Source organism: Bradyrhizobium sp. USDA 223 (genome assembly GCF_044909005.1).
GTDB classification, from domain to species: domain Bacteria; phylum Pseudomonadota; class Alphaproteobacteria; order Rhizobiales; family Xanthobacteraceae; genus Bradyrhizobium; species Bradyrhizobium yuanmingense.
The window spans coordinates 5791141-5807952 of sequence record NZ_JBIYDR010000001.1 but is presented as its reverse complement, the minus strand read 5'-3'; the positions used below and the strand labels follow the sequence as shown (position 1 = coordinate 5807952).

Below are 16812 nucleotides of genomic sequence, written 5' to 3'. Positions count from 1 at the left end.
CCTTCGACCGGGCGTAACCTCGCGCGATGACCGTCACGGCCCCCGATCTGAAAGCGTTCCTGCTGGCGACGCCGTTCTTCGGCGGGCTTTCGGAGGCAGGCCTCGACCTCTTGATCTCGATGCTGGTCGAGCGCCGCTTCGAAGCCGACGCGACCGTTGTGGCCGAGGGTGAGCCGGGACGTTCGATGTTCATCGTCAAGTCCGGCCGGCTGGCGGTGAGCAAACGCACGCATGCGGGCAGGGTCATCCCGATATCGCGTTTGGAGCCTGGCGATTTCTTCGGCGAGATGACGCTGATCGAAATGCAGAACCGTTCCGCCACTGTTATCGCGGAGGCGCCGACCGTGCTGTACGAGCTGACGGCCCAAAAGCTCTATGCCTGCTACAAGGCTGACATCCACGCCTACGTGATCGTCCTGCAGAACATCAATCGCGAGCTATGCCGGCGGTTGCGCCGTTCGGACGACCGCTTCGCAGCACTGCAAATGAAGGGCGACCATTGATGGTGCGCAGTGCGTAGGATGGGTAGAGCCCTTGCGAAACCCATCATGTTTCGTGGCTCGACAAGGAGCAGATGGGTTTCGCTTCGCTCAGCCCATCCTACGGGCTACTGAGATCCTCGACGCGCATCACGACTTGTCGTGCGCGTACTTCTCCAGGACCAGCCGATTATACTCGTCCCTGACGGCTCTGCGGGAAACATGCCCCTTCCGGTCCCTGGCGATTTTCAGAAGATCAGGATCGGTCGGCGCTTTTGACTTCCGCCGAAATCTCGCAAGGAGAGGAATCGTCGGCTCCGACATCCTTCCAAACAGGCGGTCGAACCATCCCATTGTGTCCTCCCGGACAGGTCGCGAGCGGAAAGACTATCACCATGAAATGAGGGGTCAACGTGCCGTGTGACCGCATCTTTTGAAGAGCCGCAACCGGAAGGATCGCAACGCTTCTGTCCCGTCGGGCAAAACAACGCCCCTCCGCGCAGCCCCGTCAACCCCTCCCGCGAAAATATTCCACTTTACCGAAATTCGGAATTGCGGTATCCATCGCGCATCCCGGCCCAGGGCGAGGGGCGATCGTACGTCGTCACGAACGAGGGCCAGGGTGCGGTGGACGCGGCTGCGTCGGGCACGCGGGGCGGGACCAGGGCGAGATGAACCTCGTGAGGTCTCACAGCGTGCGGAACGGACGGCGCCAACATCCGGCGAAGCCTCTTGGCGGAGCCGGAAGCTGCGTACGGCAAAACCGTGTGGTCCTGACCGTCGTTGCTACGGTCAAGCCTTGCGGAGATGCATCTCGGCTCAACCGGGCCTTGAGGCATCGTCAATTCGCGAGGTGACGGAGGCCAGAAGGAACTCGGCTCCGGGGAGAGCAGGCATAAGCCGTCAAACCACTGCGCAGGGAAGGCCGTGTGTTGGGCTTCACCTGTATGCCGCTGTGCAGTTTTCTGCGTGTGCTGTCGCACAGCGGACCGTGGGTGCCAGCCGGCACCCGGCCTTCCCTGCGCCCTCTTCATAGAAGGGGGACAAGGAAACGAGCAAAACTCGGGCGTTTCGGGCCGCGAGAATGCCGAGCCATGTATGGAAAACTGGCGAAATGACGGAACTTGCTCTTCTCGCCCGTCGCTCGAGGATCACCGGCGCGCGGCGATCGCCGTCAGCTCCAGCTTGACGCCCGGGCCGAGATCCGCAACGCCGATCGCGGCACGCGCCGGCAGATGCTCCGCGGTGAAATAGCGCTTCCACACCTGGTTGAACGCGGCCTTCTCAGTGAGGTCGGCCATGAAGATCGTCACCTGGAGAACGCAGGACAGATCGGAGCCGGCTCCCTCGAGCAGGATCTTCAACTGGCGCAGCACATCGTCGGCCTGGCCCCCCATGTCGAGCCCGGCATCTTCAGGGACGATACCGCCGAGATAGAGCACGCCGTTGTGCTCGACGATCTCGTGGAGCAGTCCTTCATAGGGCAGGGAACGTGTGATCACGATCGCATCCGTGGGTGCCTGCGGTCTCGCTGACAGGCGCAAGGCCAGGTTCAACAAGGCTCGCGTCGATGGAGAGAGCTGGTGCTGCCAGACAGGATTGAACTGTCGACCTCTCCATTACCAATGGAGTGCTCTACCACTGAGCTACGGCAGCATGTGCTGGGACAAGAATCGGCCGCCCGAGGGGCCTACCAAGCGGGCCGATATCTGCCACAAGCCCCCCTCCTGCGCAAGCTTGCTAGCCCCGCCAAAACGAGAAAATCGGGCCGATATCGGCGCCAAAATGCCCGTTTTCGCCCGAACTGACCGACTTCACGCCGATTCGGGGTCTGATATCCCTGCCCAACTGGGCAGTTGGCCTGGGGGCCGGTTTCGATCCATGTCGCGTTTCGCTTGGGGTCCTATCGCCTCACCCTCTTGAGCTGCCACACTTCGATGGCATCCTGTGGCCGGTTGCTGTGATGGAGCCGCGATGGGCGACGAGACTGACAAGAGCGCGAGGCAGGCGAGGGCGTCCCGGGACGACCGGCTGAAATCGGCGCTGCGCGAAAACCTGAAGCGGCGGAAGGTGCAGGCGCGCGAACGCGCCGCAAGCACCGACCCCTCGCAGAACGACGATGGTTCCCCAAATGAGGGGGCCGCCGGCAAGACCTCTCGTTGAACGCCGGCGGCTGGAGATTTTGGAGTGCATGCAGTGGCCATGGGGCAGGACGAAACACAACGAACCGACCGTGATGCGCAGCTGCTGCGGTTCACCCGCCCCGAGCAGACCTTTCCGGCGCTGACGCCCGCCGAGATCGAACGGATCAGGCACTTCGGCGAAATCCGCGCCTACGCGGACGGCGAGTTGCTGTTCGAGACCGGCAAGCCCGGGCCCGGCATGTTCGTGGTGCTGGCGGGCCACGTCGCCATCACCCAGCGCGACGGTCTCGGTCACGTCACGCCGGTGATCGATCAGGGGCCGGGGCAATTCCTGGCCGAGCTCGGCCAGCTCTCGGGCAGGCCGGCGCTGGTCGACGGCCGCGCCGAAGGCAATGTCGAGGTGCTGCTCGTCCCGCCGGACCGGCTGCGCGCGCTGCTGGTGGCCGAAGCCGAGCTTGGCGAGCGCATCATGCGCGCGCTGATCCTGCGCCGGGTCAATCTGATCCAGGGCGGCATCGGCGGCCCCGTGCTGATCGGGCCCTCGAACTCCGCCGGCGTGGTGCGCCTGCAGGGCTTTCTCACCCGCAATGGCCAGCCGCATCATCTGCTCGACCCCGAGAGCGAGCATGACGCCGCCGAACTGATCGCGCGCTATTCGCCGAAGCCGGAGGATTGGCCGCTCGTCGTCACGGCCGGCGGCACGGTGCTGCGCAATCCCAGCGAGACCGAGCTCGGCCGCGCCATCGGCATGATCGGTGGGGCCAAGGACGACCGTATCTACGATGTCGCCATCGTCGGCTGCGGGCCGGCGGGGCTCGCGACTGCGGTCTACGCTGCGTCCGAAGGTCTCTCGGTCGCGGTCGTCGACACCCGCGCCTTCGGCGGCCAAGCCGGCGCCAGCGCGCGCATCGAGAACTATCTGGGCTTCCCGACCGGCATCTCCGGCCAGGCGCTGGCGGGCCGCGCCTTCACCCAGGCGCAGAAGTTCGGCGCCCGACATCATGATTCCGATGTCGGTGAGCTCGCTGGATTGCTCGCGCGCCAACGGTACCTTCGCGCTGGCGCTGGATTGCGGCGACACCTTGCGCTCCCGTTCGGTGGTGGTCGCGAGCGGCGCGCGCTATCGCCGTCCCGATATCGCCAACCTCGACAAGTTCGAGGGCCGCGGCGTCTGGTATTGGGCATCTCCCGTGGAGGCGCGGCTCTGCGCCGGCGAGGAGGTGGCTCTGGTCGGCGCCGGCAATTCGGCCGGCCAGGCCGCCGTTTTCCTGTCGGGCCATGCCAAACGCGTGCTGATGATCATCCGCGGCGGCGGCCTTGGCGCCAGCATGTCGCGCTATCTCATCGAGCGCATCGAAGCGACCCCGAACATCGAATTGATGTTCAACACCGAGATCACCGCACTCGAGGGCGACGAGGCCTCGCTGCTGCGGCGCATCCGCTGGAAGAGCCGGCTGTCGGATGACGAGGATTCCGCCGACATCCGCAATCTCTTCCTATTCGTCGGCGCCGATCCCGCTACGTCCTGGCTCGACGGCTGCGGCGTGACGCTCGATCGCGGCGGCTTCGTCGTCACCGGCGCGCAGTCGGAGCAGAACCAGGGCAAGCTGGTGGCGCCGCTGGAGACCTCCGTGCCCGGCGTCTACGCCGTCGGCGACGTCCGCTCCGGCTCGGTCAAGCGCGTCGGCGGCGCCATCGGCGAGGGCGCGCAGGTCGTTGCCTCCCTGCATGGCTATCTCGGCGACGCCGCAAAACCGGCGCTTTAGTCAAGGACAAGGCAAGGCAATGGCAAGCCAAATCCGGCTTGTCATCTTACTGCGCAATGCGTGACTATCCCCTCGTCGCGAGGCAAATCGCGCGCGGAAAAAACAAGGATTCAACGGGAGGACCAAATGGCTGAAGTCGTCGTGCTCTACAAGACACCCAAGGATGCTGCCGCCTTCGACAAGTACTATGCCGAGACGCACATTCCGCTCGCCAAGAAGCTTCCCGGCCTGAAGAACTACGCCGTCAGCAAGGGGCCGGTCGCATCTCCCGCAGGTCCTTCCGGAATCCACCTCGTCGCCATTCTCACCTTCGACAGCGTCGCGGACATTCAGGCCGCCTTTGGCAGCGAGGAAGGCAAGGCGACCGGCGCGGACGTGCCGAAATTCGCCAGCGGCGGTGCCGACATCCTGATCTTCGATACCAAGAACGTGTGAGTTCGATTCAACTTTCGTCGAAAGCCTGCCGTCGTTTGTGACAGCGCTCCAAAAAAGTTCAGCCATGCGTTTTTCGATTTCGCACGATGACGCATGGCTGCGCTCATGCATGTGACGACAACGCAGGTGGTAATCCGATGAGGACCGTAATACTATTCTCGTCACCTCAACGCCGAGAGTAGGAGAGATGTCATGGTGCTTGGCCTAAGCCTGTCCGCCCTTACGCTGATCCATGTCATCATCAGCCTGATTGCCATCGTCGCCGGGCTCGTCGTGATGTTCGGCCTGCTCGGCTCGAAGTCGATGCCGGGCATGACTGCGATCTTCTTAGCTTTCACCATCCTCACCAGCGCCACCGGCTTCCTGTTTCCATTCAAGGAGCTGCTGCCCTCGCACATCATCGGCATCATCTCGCTGGTGCTGCTCGCGATCGCCTGTTTCGCGCTCTACGGCATGAAGCTCGCCGGCGTCTGGCGTCCGGTCTACATTGTGACCGCGATGATCTCGCTCTATTTCAACGTCTTCGTGCTGGTGATCCAGTCGTTCCTCAAGGTGCCCGCACTTGCCGCGCTCGCGCCCGCCGTGCCCCCGGCGCCGCCATCGGGGCCGGTGTTCGCCGTGGTGCAGGGCATCGTGCTGGTGTTTTTCGTCGTGCTGACCATCGGCGCTTGGCGCCGCTACAAGCCCCTGGCGTTTGCCTGATTGGCCCCTCTCGTCATTCCGGGCATCGCGCAGCGATGAACTCTGGTGCGCAATCGCGCACCTGAGAATCTCGATTAAACAATCTCCAGATTCCGGGTCCGCGCTGACGCGCGTCCCGGAATGGCGTCTCTCATTGAAAGGAGCCCTCACCATGCCCACCATCACCACCAAAGACGGCGTCGAGATCTTCTACAAGGACTGGGGCTCGGGCCAGCCGATCGTGTTCAGCCATGGCTGGCCGCTGTCCTCGGACGATTGGGACGCGCAGATGATGTACTTCGTCACGCGCGGCTATCGCGTCATCGCCCATGACCGCCGCGGCCACGGCCGCTCGGCGCAGGTCGCCGACGGCCACGACATGGATCATTATGCCGACGATCTCGCCGCGCTCACCGCGCATCTCGACCTCAAGAACGCCCTCTATGTCGGCCATTCCACCGGCGGCGGCGAGGTCGTGCACTACATCGCCCGTCACGGCGAGAGCCGCGTCGCGAAGGCCGCGATCCTCTCGGCGGTGCCGCCGCTGATGGTGCAGACCGCGGCCAATCCCGGCGGCCTGCCGAAGAGCGTGTTCGACGATTTCCAGGCCCAGCTCGCCGCCGGCCGCTCGGCCTTCTACCGCGACATCGCCGCCGGCCCGTTCTACGGCTACAACCGCCCCGGCGCAAAACCGCTGGAAGCCGTGATCGAGAACTGGTGGCGCCAGGGCATGATGGGCGGCGCGAAAGCGCATTACGACGGCATCGTCGCGTTCTCGCAAACCGATTTCACTGAGGATCTGAAGAAGATCAACGTGCCGGTTCTGGTGATGCACGGCGACGACGACCAGATCGTGCCATACGCGGATTCGGCGCCGCTCTCGGCCAAGCTGCTCAAGAAAGGCATCCTGAAGACCTACAAGGGATTCCCTCACGGCATGCCGACCACCCATGCCGAGACGATCAACGCGGATCTCCTGGCGTTCTTCAGGGAGTGAGGTTTCACGATTCTCACCCTCCCTTGTTGTGGGAAAGGGTCGCTCGCCGCGTAGCGGCGAGCCGGGCCAGGGCTTAACTTGTGCGGAAATTTCGGGGCTCGTGCGCGTTGAGCCCCATCCACTCAAGGAGAGGCGCGGCGATGTCGCCCCAGCTCAAACTGATCGCGCTCGACGCCGACGACCTCGCCGTGATCTCGACCCATGTCCAGGACGCCCGCGTCCAGGCTGCCGATATCATCTGGCGGCAGGGCGAGAAGCGCCTTGTGGTCGGAATGAGCCGGCTGGACTGGGAGCAGACCTTGGAGGGCGAGACCGAGCCGCGCCGGCTGGTCGCAGCGCTCCGTTTCGACCGTGTGCTCGCCTGCAAGTCGCGCAACATTGACCTCGCCGCACCGGACAAGATCCTGGATCTCGTCGGCATTGAATTTCACCCCCAGGACGGCCGAGCCGAGGAGCCCGGCGGCAGCGCCCTGCTTTTGTTCGCCCAGGGCGGCGCCATCCGCCTGGACGTCGAGTGTCTGGAATGCGAGCTGACCGACCTCGGGGCCGACACGCTGGGCACGGGAGTCCAGGGGGAGGAGTGAAGAGGCCGTATACCAGCCGAATGGGCCCTGGCGGGGATGGCATCTGCCGAGGGTTGACGCAGCTTTCCCGCCGCGCCATTGAGCAGGGGACCTGGTGCGCCGATCCGCCCCTCAAGACCAGCCGAAAGCCAAGCGAAACATGCCCGTTCGCCTCGACCGCAGCAGCGCCGATTTCGATCAGCGATTCGCCGCCTTCCTCGCCGCCAAGCGCGAGGCGTCGGCCGACGTCGAGGCCGCCGCGCGCGCGATCGTCGACGACGTGGCCAAGCGTGGCGATGCCGCCCTGCTCGAGGCGACGGCCAAGTTCGACCGCCTGAAGCTGGACGCATCCTCCTTGCGCGTCTCCGCCGCCGAGATCGAGGCCGCCGTGAAGGCCTGCGAGCCCGCGACGCTGGATGCACTCAAGCTCGCGCGCGACCGTATCGAGACCTATCACCGCCGCCAGCTGCCGAACGACGAGCGCTTCACCGATCCGCTCGGCGTCGAGCTCGGGTGGCGCTACACCGCAATCGAATCCGCCGGCCTCTACGTCCCCGGCGGCACGGCTGCCTATCCGTCCTCGGTGCTGATGAACGCGGTGCCGGCGAAAGTCGCCGGCGTGTCGCGCCTCGTGATGGTGGTGCCCTCACCGGACGGCAAGCTCAATCCGCTGGTCCTGGCGGCCGCCCATCTCGGCGGCGTCACCGAGATCTATCGTGTCGGCGGTGCGCAGGCCGTCGCCGCGCTCGCGCATGGCACCGCGACCATCGCGCCTGTCGCCAAGATCGTCGGCCCGGGCAATGCCTATGTCGCCGCGGCAAAGCGGCTAGTGTTCGGCAAGGTCGGCATCGACATGATCGCCGGCCCCTCGGAGGTGCTCATCATTGCCGACGACACCGGCAATGCCGACTGGATCGCCGCTGACCTCTTGGCGCAGGCCGAGCACGATTCCAGCGCGCAGTCGATCCTGATCACGGACTCCGCGCGCCTCGCTGCCGACGTCGAAAAGGCGGTCGAGGCGCAGCTGAAGACGCTGCCGCGCGCCGCGATCGCCAGCGCGTCCTGGGCCGATTTCGGCGCCGTCATCATGGTGAAGAACCTGGGCGAGGCCATCCCGCTCGCGGACGCCATCGCGGCCGAACATCTCGAGATCATGACCGTCGATCCCGACGCGCTCGCGGCGAAGATCCGCAATGCCGGCGCGGTGTTCCTCGGACCGCACACGCCCGAGGCGATCGGCGATTATGTCGGCGGCTCCAACCACGTGCTGCCGACGGCGCGCTCGGCGCGGTTTTCCTCCGGGCTCTCGGTGCACGACTTCATGAAGCGCACCTCGATCCTGAAATGCGGGCCCGACCAATTGCGTGCGCTGGGCCCCGCCGCGATGACGCTCGGCAAGGCGGAGGGGCTGGATGCCCATTCCCGCTCGATTGGATTGCGCCTCAACCTGTCATGACAAAGCCGCCCGCACAGGACGACTCGACCAACCGCATCGTCGGCGTCACGCTCGACGAGGAATCGATCGGCCGTTCCGGGCCCGACATCGAGCACGAGCGGGCGATCGCAATCTACGATCTGATCGAGCAGAACCTGTTTGCGCCCGAGGGTGCGGAGGGGAAAGGTCCGTTCACGCTGCATATCGGCATCACCGGCAACCGGCTGATGTTCGACATCCGCCGCGAGGACGGCACGCCTGTCGTCGCGCATCTGCTCTCGCTGACGCCGTTCCGGCGGATCGTGAAGGACTATTTCATGATCTGCGACAGCTATTACCAGGCGATCCGCACCGCGACCCCCGACAAGATCGAGGCCATCGACATGGGCCGCCGCGGCATCCATGACGAGGGATCGCGCACGCTGCAGGAGCGGCTGAAAGGCAAGGTGCGGGTCGACTTCGAGACCTCGCGCCGGCTGTTCACGCTCATCACTGTCCTGCACTGGAAGGGTTAGGGCATGGCCCGGAAAAGTGTGCAGCGGTTTTCCGACAAGGCCATGCCCTCTATCAAAAGAGGCTGAGCGCGATGGCGGATCCGCCACGCGCACGCGATCCTCAGTCGGTGCTGTTCGCCTGTGCGATGAACAGCGTGCGCTCGCCGATGGCCGCGAGCCTGTTGCAGCACATGTTTCCGCAAGGTCTCTACGTGAAGTCGGCCGGCACCAGGAAGGGCGAGCTCGATCCCTTCGCCGTCGCCGTGATGAGCGAGCTCGGCCAGGACATCTCCGGCCACAAGCCGCAGACCTTCGAGGAGCTGGAGGATTGGGAGGGACTGAATTTCGACCTCATCATCACGCTCTCGCCCGAGGCGCATCACAAGGCGCTGGAGCTGACGCGAACGCTCGCGGCCGAGGTCGAATACTGGCCGACGCAGGATCCCACCACCATCGAAGGCAGCCGCGACCAGAAGCTCGCTGCCTATCGCGAGGTCTGCGATCAGCTCCTGATGCGCATCCGGCGGCGCTTCGCCAAGGTCGGCGCGGCGAGCGGGTGATCTCGTGCCCCGGACGCAGTGCAGCGCGTCTTCGCGATGCGCTGCAGAGCCGGGGCCCATCTCATCGCACGGGCGTGGGTCCCGGCTCAGCGTCGCAGCATTTCATGCCGCGCCGCGTCCGGGACACGAGACCCTCCGTAACACCCGCGTCACAGAGAGCAGGCACAGCCGTGGCGATACCTCGAATCACCAAACTCCGGTTCCCGGGTTGTGAAATCAGCCCCCTTCCGATAGGTTCCGCGCGCAATTCACCCCTGCCTCATCCCCCAAATCACCTGATGCTCGGCCGCCCAAAATTCGTACTTGCCTCCGGTTCGCCGCGTCGGCTGTCGCTGCTCAACCAGGCCGGCATCGAGCCGGATGCGCTCCGGCCGGCCGACGTCGACGAGACGCCGAAGCGGGGCGAGCTGCCGCGCGCCTGCGCCAACCGGCTGGCCAGGGCCAAGGCCGACGCTGCGCTGAAGTCGGTGCAGCTCGACGACGAGCTGCGCGGCGCCTTCGTCCTCGCCGCGGACACGGTGGTGGCGGTCGGCCGCCGCATCCTGCCGAAGGCGAACCTCGTGGACGAAGCCGCGCAGTGCCTGCGGCTGCTGTCAGGCCGCAACCACCGCGTCTACACCGCGATCTGCTTGGTCACGCCGCGCGAGGCCTTCCGCCAGCGTCTGGTCGAGACGCGCGTGCGCTTCAAGCGCCTCTCCGAGGACGACATCCAGGCCTATATCGGCTCCGGCGAATGGCGCGGCAAAGCCGGCGGCTACGCCGTGCAGGGCATCGCCGGATCATTCGTGGTCAAGATGGTCGGGTCCTACACCAACGTCGTCGGCCTGCCGCTCTACGAGACCACGACGCTGCTCGGCGGCGAGGGCTTTCCGATCCGCTTCGGCTGGCTCAATACCGCCACCGTGTGAGCCCAATTGAGTCCAAGGGCCGCGCCGACAAAAACCTCGAAAACAACCCCATGCACAGTAGAATGGCCCCGCCGGATCCGCCCAGCGGCGCATGCGCGGCTGCGCCAGGAACCCGTTTCGGGGCAGGCTCTTGAACCCCGTCACCCCGTGTAAACTGCCGACATTCCATGGACGACCAGGTCAACAAGCCCACCGGCCCGCTCAAAACCTGCCCGATCTGCGGCAAGCCGCAGACGCAGGCCACCCGTCCGTTCTGCTCCTCGCGCTGTCGCGACGTCGATCTGAACCGCTGGCTGAAGGGCTCCTACGTCATCCCCGGCCGTGACGACGAAACCGACGACGTCGAATAATCGAGCTATCTCAATAGATTAAGAGAGCCTCTGAGGCGGCAGGCGGCCGCAACAGCAACCCCGTCCCAGCTTGTGCACAGAGGGGCCGCGCCCGGCGCAGCCACTTGGTGAAGCCGGGTGGACAGGCCGCCTCGAGCCCACTATAAACCGCCCGCTCGATGGGCTTTGGCCCCTCTCTTGGAGCACGCCCAGGTAGCTCAGTTGGTAGAGCATGCGACTGAAAATCGCAGTGTCGGTGGTTCGATTCCGCCCCTGGGCACCACGGTTCTTTTAAGAGGCTGACTGTTCTATTCTCGATCGGTCGCTCCCTCGGGGGCGCCCCGTCGTCTGATCTCGTCCTCGATTTCTTTAAGCACATCGAGGATGTCGGGAATGTTCATGTCCTCAAGCGCGTCGCGCTTATAGCGCTCCACGATGGTCAGCTCAGCCTCTCCGGCCCCGTCTTGCATCACCATCTCCCGTTTTATAGGACAAGCAGGCAGACGAGAGCGACTGATGACGTTCTCATCGCCGATAAATGCCTAGGGCCTCGCGGTGACACGCACCTATAGCGGCCCGAATCTGTGCAGATTGACCATCTCGCCACAAGGCGATTGGGACAGCCTAGCGCTCGTCCTTGGCGCTGTGATGAAGATTGAAAGCTCTGTCGTACGTGTCGCGGGCTTCGGTACCAACGCTGTATCGGCCAGGCCACCATGAATGTGGTGGATTGTAGTTGTCGTTCTCAGCGTCTGCCTTGGCTTTTTCGCCTAGCTTCTCGGGCGTCCAAAGGGACATTGATTTATCTTTACCCCACATCCTGGGCCTCACTAATGACTTTGCTGCGGCTTATGGCGCCGGCGGCAATTTGAAACAGGGTGCCAATCGCCCAAGAGCATCCCACCAGAACGCTGAATTCATTCCGCATGGTGTGGTCAAACACAATGATGCCAACGGACAGAAACACCCCAATCGCCGCAAAGAAGGTTCCGGCCGCGCTGGCCATCGCCGCCGCATCGGTTTCGAAGCTCCATTCTCCCGGTCGTCTGACTTGTACCGTCTGCACAAGACGGCTCGGCAGATCGATGCCTAGATAGAAGCCAAACGCCCCGTAAAGCATCATCAGCAAGGCGATTTCTTCGTTTCGGAATAAATCGCTTTCCATACGCATCAGTCCTAGGGCGACGTACAGGCCGCCGGCGCCTCCAACCATGGCAAGTCCGGATCTTTCAAGGACGTGCGCCACTTTGATGAGAACGGAGCGACCGAGCCACGTGGTAGTGGAGGCTCGAGCGTACTTCGCCAACTTTTTCTCTCCAGCCGACAAAGCGCCTAGAGCAGCTGCAATGCTCATTTTCATGGTATCCTCAATTCGGCCATTTAATTGGTCGCAAGCCACGCAGGCACTGCCTGAGCGCATCGTGATGACATTCGAATATCAATTTGCAGGATGACGTGTGCGCCTACCTACGGCACCGGGCTGCCATTTCATGGACGCGGCGACTTCGGTGTGTGGCCGTTCTTGAGGCAGCTCTCGGACAAAACAATCCGATCTACAAGCAACAGACTAACGCCGTATCCGTTCCCAAACCCATGAATACTTTCGCCTCGGGGCAACTCATCGCGGGACCCAACGAGGCGGTATTCAAACTGGCAGAACGAAATCTACGCCAACTTCTCCCGAGCGATGTCCGTTGAAACTTCGGATCGACACTTTACTCCGCGTTCGTGCCGACCGAACTGTCGAGCGCTACATCATGCAAGGGTCGGCACGTTCAGCATGAGCCGACAATTCATGCACGTCGAAGGCGAGAGCCGATTGAGAACAGTAAGTGGGGCTGCCAGTCGCGGCTGAGTCGGCGGATGACTCGAATAATTAGAAATTGATAGCTATTCGGAAATAAAGAGCGCATCGTTTCGTCGTGTTCGATTGTCGCGCCAGGGCGAAGCTGTACCCAGCGGGATGAAGCTCAAAGAAAGCTAGCTTCAGCGCTTTCCACCGAGCGTGGAGACCAATTGAGTTTCAATCGGCACACATTCGCCCGAGCTGAATGGCGTTTGCCCCCGGCGGCATCGCCCGCTGCGCGATATGGCGGAACTCCGGGATCAATCTGCGAGAATGATCATGGTGATGACCCGATCACGGAGCGAAACGGTGGTGTTCAAGCACCCATTCCGGATCGCAAGCGTTGAACGACGCCTACCGGCGGGCTCATATGAAGTGGTTACCGACGAAGAGTCGATGGAAGGCTTGTCAGCTCCTTCCTTTCAGCCCGTCGCCACCAAAATCATGGTGCCTGCAGTGCCGCCCCGCGATTCTTCCGTCGAGATGGTGACGATCAGTTCGCTTGATCTTTCCAATGCCCGGGAGCCTATGCGTGAGGCTCCTATCGATCTTGACAAGCATCGCGGTAGGACCTCGCCGAACACTGGTTTTCACCGAACGTCGGCGGAGATTGAATCCAATGACAAGGGATTCTTCGGTCGGCTTCTGCACCTCGCACCCAGGTTGCTCGCGACGCCCACGAAATCAGGGACGAGCGCGCTGCCGGAGCTGAACGGGCCCGGCCGCGACCTGCGCATCGATGCGTGCCGCGGTATCGCGCTTTGGTGCATTTTCTTGAACCACATTCCCGACAACATCGGAAGCTGGGTGACGCTGCGGAATTACGGCTTTAGCGATAGTGCGGAAGTGTTCATGTTCCTTTCGGGTGTGACCTGCGCGCTGGCCTACGGCAAGGCGCATGCGCGCGGCGGCTGGCCCGGCGTGCTCAGCCGTACTCTGTGGCGAAGCTGGGACATTTACGCCGCATTTCTGCTGCTCACGCTTGCTTGCGTCATCGTGGTCTACCTCGCAGGCAGCGGCGGGCTTGCCGACGAAACCAACACGCGCATTTTCTTGGACCATCCGGGAGCGACGCTTGCGCATGCAGCGATACTGCAATACCGACCCGTTAACACCGACGTCTTGCCCCTCTTCGTGGTTTTCCATCTTTTGTTCGCGCCACTGCTGTGGCTGATGCTCCGAGTGCCGAACATGGCGCTCGGCGCCTCGCTGTTGCTTTACGCGTCGGTGCATCTTTTCGGCTGGACCGTTCCGGCGTGGCCGAACAACGATTGGTTCTTCAATCCGCTTGCTTGGCAGTTGCTGGTTGTGCTTGGTGCGTGGTGTGTCATGGAGGGCAAGAGGTTCTGGTCGCGGATGAGCTCACGCACGGCGCTTGGACCTGCCGTTCTCTATCTGGCTTTCAGCCTGACCATCGCATTGGGTTGGAGCGCTAGACCAGCCGAGGGACTTGACCCACAGATCCTGACGAAGTTGCCTGACCTCGCAGGCAAATCGGACCTCGATCCTTTGCGATTGCTGCATTTTATTGCCCTTGCGATTTTGGCCGTATGGCTCGTGCCTCGCAATTGGCAAGGGCTGTCGACGCCGCTGATGCGCGGGGCGATCCGCTGCGGCGAGAACTCCCTGGCAATTTATTGCCTCGGCGTTCTGCTGGCGCTTGCCAGCCACATTGCGCTGGTCAACATCTCAGATGAGATTGCAATGCAGATCGCACTCAGTTTCTTCGGCATCCTGGTGCTGATCGCGGCCGCAACGATGCTCAGCTCGATCAAGACCAAACCAAGGCAGCGACAACCGTCTTCCTGACATCCGATTTCATCGCAGAGGATGCATACCCAAACGGCTGATGCCGCACGAGATGCAAAGCGGAATTGCTCTGGTGCACCGGTGCCTGCCGAACCGCGGGCAGAGATGATACGGATCGGTTTGGTCGAGCTGTCAGACGGGCTGCATCGCAATGGTCCGGAAGGCGACCGCACTCCGTCGCTCCCTTGCCATGTTTGAGAACCCCGCTCGCTTTCCGACATCACCGGTCCTTCATGACAAGTGCAAAACGACCGTTGTCCCGAGGTTCCGGCACAAAGTCGCGGAACGCCTGGCTGACTTCATTCGACACTCATTACTGCCGCCGACGCGGCGAAACTGGAAGCCTTGGTCGCCGCCTTACCAATGGCTTTTCGCGAAGTGCTCGTGCTGCGTGATATCCAGGGCCTCGAACATCGCGAAATCGCCGAGATTACGGGGATCACGATCGGCACCGTGATGTCCAGGCTGTCACGCGCCCGTCAGAAGTCGATCGCTGATATGCATGAGGACAATTCCTAGCTCCGAGTTCCGGCGCCCGAGGCGGAAATCTGACGCCGGCCTCCTCCCGCCTCCCAAGATACCGGGCAATATTGGTCACTATACGAGCCCGGCGGCCGCTGATATGATCCTCGGACGGTAAACGGCAGCTCGCCACCAAACTTTTTCTGCGATGCCGGCCTTCTGATCGAACTCGATCCCGCTCGCGCCTTTTCGCATTGCTTCGACAACAACGCTGAACAAGTTCGTCAACGGCTGCCGCGTCCCCGCTCATATTGGGAGATGTGCCATGACTGCATCGGACTGGCGTCTCGAAGGCGAATGGATGAAGAACTGCACCTGCGCGTTTGGCTGCCCCTGCGATTTCAATGCACCGCCGACCCAAGGCTATTGCAAGGGATTGGTCGCCATGCGGATCGCCAAGGGACATTTCGAAGGGACCAGGCTCGATGGTCTCTGCTTTGCGATCACGGTCGATTTCCCCGGGCCGCTGCATGAGGGCAACGGGACAATCCAGCCCATCATCGACGAACGCGCCACGGCGGAGCAGCGACAGGCGTTGTTCGATATCTTCTCCGGCAAGCATTCGGCCGAAGGCACGCTGTTCCAGATCGTCAGCATGATCGTCACCAAGATCCATGATCCCGTGTTTGCGCCGTTCGAGTTCTCCTTCGACAAAGACGGGCGCGTCGCAAGACTCGTCGCCAGGGGCGTGCTCGAGACCGATGTCGAGCCGATCAAGAATCCGGTGACCGGTGATCCTCACCGCATCCAGGTGGTGATGCCCGAGGGGTTCGAACATCGGGCGGCCGAGATCGCATCCGCCGACATCCGCTCGACCGGCGCGATCCCGTTCGAGACCCGCGGTACGCACAGCTCGCTCGCCAACGTCGTGCAGACGCCCAAGGGCGTTGCGGCATGATGCGGCGCTGACACCGACACGAGAGCTCGGTGTCAGCTCCTGATCGCCATGGACAAGTCGATGGAGGGGCGCTCGATACTGGAACACTTGCTCCACCGCGACCGGCTGATCGTCGCGATCGGGACCGCCGCAGTGGTGGCGCTCGCCTGGGCCTATCTCGCTGCGGGCGCCGGCATGGACACGGAGATGATGGCCGACATGCCGGACATGGCGCCGATGCCGTGGACGCCATTCTATGGCGCGCTGCTGTTCGTGATGTGGTGGGTGATGATGGTCGCGATGATGGCGCCGAGCGCGGTGCCCACCGTTCTCTTGTATGCGACCGTGAAGCGCAAGCAGGAGGCTGCTTCTCGCGCCGCAATCGATAGCTGGATCTTTCTCGCCGGCTATCTCGTGACGTGGGCCGGGTTCAGTCTCGTGGCAGTCCTGGTGCAAGGAGCGTTCGAACGCTTCGGGTTGCTTTCGATGGCGATGGCAAGCACCAGCGCCATTCTGGGCGGCGGCGTTCTGATTGCAGCAGGGCTTTATCAGTTCACGCCGCTCAAACAGGCCTGCCTGCGCTATTGCGACAGCCCTCTGTTGTTTCTCAGCCGACATTGGCGGCCCGGCACGCGCGGCGCATTCCGGATGGGACTTCGCCACGGCAGCTACTGCGTCGGCTGCTGCTGGTTTCTAATGGTATTGCTGTTCGTCGGCGGCGTGATGAACCTGGCCTGGATCATCGGCATCGCGCTCTATGTCGCCGCCGAGAAAGCTGCTGCCGTTCGGCCAACGACTGAGTTATGCGGCAGGCGCGCTCCTCATCCTGTCCGGCACGATCGTCCTTGCGCGCGCGATGTGAAAAGCGGTCCAAAGACGGTTAAAATGCGCCGTTTTCGGCACGTCCATGCGCGTGATTGCTCAAAGCCAGCCGGCCTCCGGGATGATACGGATGCTGGAATCTGAA

18 protein-coding genes, 2 tRNA genes and 1 pseudogene are annotated in these 16812 nt (G+C 63.1%); 17 read left to right on the top strand and 4 right to left on the bottom strand.

Features of this window, described 5'->3' with window-relative positions; translation table 11 throughout:
• Positions 1 to 26 precede the first annotated feature (26 nt).
• Positions 27 to 503, top strand: a complete 477-nt coding sequence (locus tag ABIA40_RS27045) for a Crp/Fnr family transcriptional regulator (protein ID WP_157283270.1) — start codon at positions 27 to 29, stop codon at positions 501 to 503.
• A gap of 1127 nt (positions 504 to 1630) precedes the next feature.
• Here the strand turns inward: ABIA40_RS27045 and ABIA40_RS27040 are convergent.
• The gene (locus ABIA40_RS27040; RefSeq protein WP_404544145.1) at positions 1631 to 1981 is read right to left on the bottom strand and encodes a RidA family protein; all 351 of its coding nucleotides are present in this window, start codon (positions 1979 to 1981) and stop codon (positions 1631 to 1633) included.
• Positions 1982 to 2060: 79 nt separating this feature from the next.
• Positions 2061 to 2135 (bottom strand) — tRNA-Thr (locus ABIA40_RS27035).
• Between the two features lie 318 nt (positions 2136 to 2453).
• On the opposite strand from ABIA40_RS27035, the gene ABIA40_RS27030 reads away from it, so the two are divergent.
• From ABIA40_RS27030 to ABIA40_RS26975, 12 genes and pseudogenes are all read left to right on the top strand, one after another.
• On the top strand, positions 2454 to 2642 hold the full coding sequence (locus tag ABIA40_RS27030; protein WP_404544143.1) for a hypothetical protein: 189 nt from the start codon (positions 2454 to 2456) through the stop codon (positions 2640 to 2642).
• Positions 2643 to 2681: 39 nt separating this feature from the next.
• Positions 2682 to 4389: pseudogene (locus ABIA40_RS27025) on the top strand (FAD-dependent oxidoreductase).
• Between the two features lie 126 nt (positions 4390 to 4515).
• On the top strand, positions 4516 to 4824 hold the full coding sequence (locus ABIA40_RS27020; protein ID WP_057027600.1) for an EthD family reductase: 309 nt from the start codon (positions 4516 to 4518) through the stop codon (positions 4822 to 4824).
• 192 nt (positions 4825 to 5016) lie between these two features.
• The gene (locus tag ABIA40_RS27015; RefSeq protein ID WP_271539252.1) at positions 5017 to 5526 is read left to right on the top strand and encodes a hypothetical protein; all 510 of its coding nucleotides are present in this window, start codon (positions 5017 to 5019) and stop codon (positions 5524 to 5526) included.
• A 151-nt stretch (positions 5527 to 5677) separates the two neighbouring features.
• Positions 5678 to 6502, top strand: a complete 825-nt coding sequence (locus tag ABIA40_RS27010) for an alpha/beta fold hydrolase (RefSeq protein ID WP_404544141.1) — start codon at positions 5678 to 5680, stop codon at positions 6500 to 6502.
• 140 nt (positions 6503 to 6642) lie between these two features.
• Entirely contained in the window at positions 6643 to 7086 is a 444-nt protein-coding gene (locus ABIA40_RS27005) for a DUF2948 family protein (RefSeq protein WP_404544139.1), read from the top strand.
• 139 nt (positions 7087 to 7225) lie between these two features.
• On the top strand, positions 7226 to 8521 hold the full coding sequence (hisD, locus tag ABIA40_RS27000; RefSeq protein WP_404544137.1) for a histidinol dehydrogenase: 1296 nt from the start codon (positions 7226 to 7228) through the stop codon (positions 8519 to 8521).
• A complete protein-coding gene (locus ABIA40_RS26995) occupies positions 8518 to 9015 on the top strand; it encodes a UPF0262 family protein (protein ID WP_157283264.1) in 498 nt (165 codons plus the stop codon). The genes hisD and ABIA40_RS26995 overlap by 4 nt, the downstream gene beginning before the upstream one ends.
• Positions 9016 to 9086: 71 nt before the next feature.
• Complete coding sequence (locus ABIA40_RS26990) at positions 9087 to 9554, top strand: low molecular weight phosphatase family protein (protein ID WP_404544135.1); 468 nt, start codon at positions 9087 to 9089, stop codon at positions 9552 to 9554.
• 278 nt (positions 9555 to 9832) lie between these two features.
• Positions 9833 to 10462 carry a Maf-like protein gene (locus ABIA40_RS26985; RefSeq protein ID WP_271539242.1) on the top strand — a complete coding sequence of 210 codons (630 nt, stop codon included), beginning with the start codon at positions 9833 to 9835 and terminating at the stop codon, positions 10460 to 10462.
• A 167-nt stretch (positions 10463 to 10629) separates the two neighbouring features.
• Positions 10630 to 10812 (top strand): DNA gyrase inhibitor YacG, encoded by a 183-nt coding sequence (gene yacG, locus ABIA40_RS26980; RefSeq protein ID WP_036027000.1) that lies wholly within the window; start codon positions 10630 to 10632, stop codon positions 10810 to 10812.
• A gap of 186 nt (positions 10813 to 10998) precedes the next feature.
• Positions 10999 to 11074, top strand: a tRNA-Phe gene (locus ABIA40_RS26975).
• Between the two features lie 25 nt (positions 11075 to 11099).
• Here ABIA40_RS26975 and ABIA40_RS26970 read toward each other — a convergent pair.
• Together ABIA40_RS26970 and ABIA40_RS26965 are read right to left on the bottom strand one after the other, a co-directional pair.
• Positions 11100 to 11261 (bottom strand): hypothetical protein, encoded by a 162-nt coding sequence (locus tag ABIA40_RS26970; protein WP_271539207.1) that lies wholly within the window; start codon positions 11259 to 11261, stop codon positions 11100 to 11102.
• A gap of 338 nt (positions 11262 to 11599) precedes the next feature.
• Positions 11600 to 12151, bottom strand: a complete 552-nt coding sequence (locus ABIA40_RS26965) for a hypothetical protein (RefSeq protein WP_271539205.1) — start codon at positions 12149 to 12151, stop codon at positions 11600 to 11602.
• 765 nt (positions 12152 to 12916) lie between these two features.
• On the opposite strand from ABIA40_RS26965, the gene ABIA40_RS26960 reads away from it, so the two are divergent.
• The 4 genes from ABIA40_RS26960 to ABIA40_RS26945 all read left to right on the top strand — a co-directional run bounded on the left by ABIA40_RS26960 (position 12917) and on the right by ABIA40_RS26945 (position 16811).
• A complete protein-coding gene (locus tag ABIA40_RS26960; RefSeq protein WP_404544131.1) occupies positions 12917 to 14446 on the top strand; it encodes an OpgC domain-containing protein in 1530 nt (509 codons plus the stop codon).
• Between the two features lie 345 nt (positions 14447 to 14791).
• Positions 14792 to 14965, top strand: coding sequence for a sigma factor-like helix-turn-helix DNA-binding protein (locus ABIA40_RS26955; RefSeq protein ID WP_333919203.1), 174 nt, complete (start codon positions 14792 to 14794; stop codon positions 14963 to 14965).
• Between the two features lie 268 nt (positions 14966 to 15233).
• Positions 15234 to 15866: a DUF1326 domain-containing protein gene (locus ABIA40_RS26950; RefSeq protein ID WP_271539203.1), complete on the top strand. Its 633-nt coding sequence runs from the start codon at positions 15234 to 15236 to the stop codon at positions 15864 to 15866.
• Between the two features lie 48 nt (positions 15867 to 15914).
• The gene (locus tag ABIA40_RS26945; protein WP_404544129.1) at positions 15915 to 16811 is read left to right on the top strand and encodes a DUF2182 domain-containing protein; all 897 of its coding nucleotides are present in this window, start codon (positions 15915 to 15917) and stop codon (positions 16809 to 16811) included.
• Position 16812: the final 1 nt, after the last annotated feature.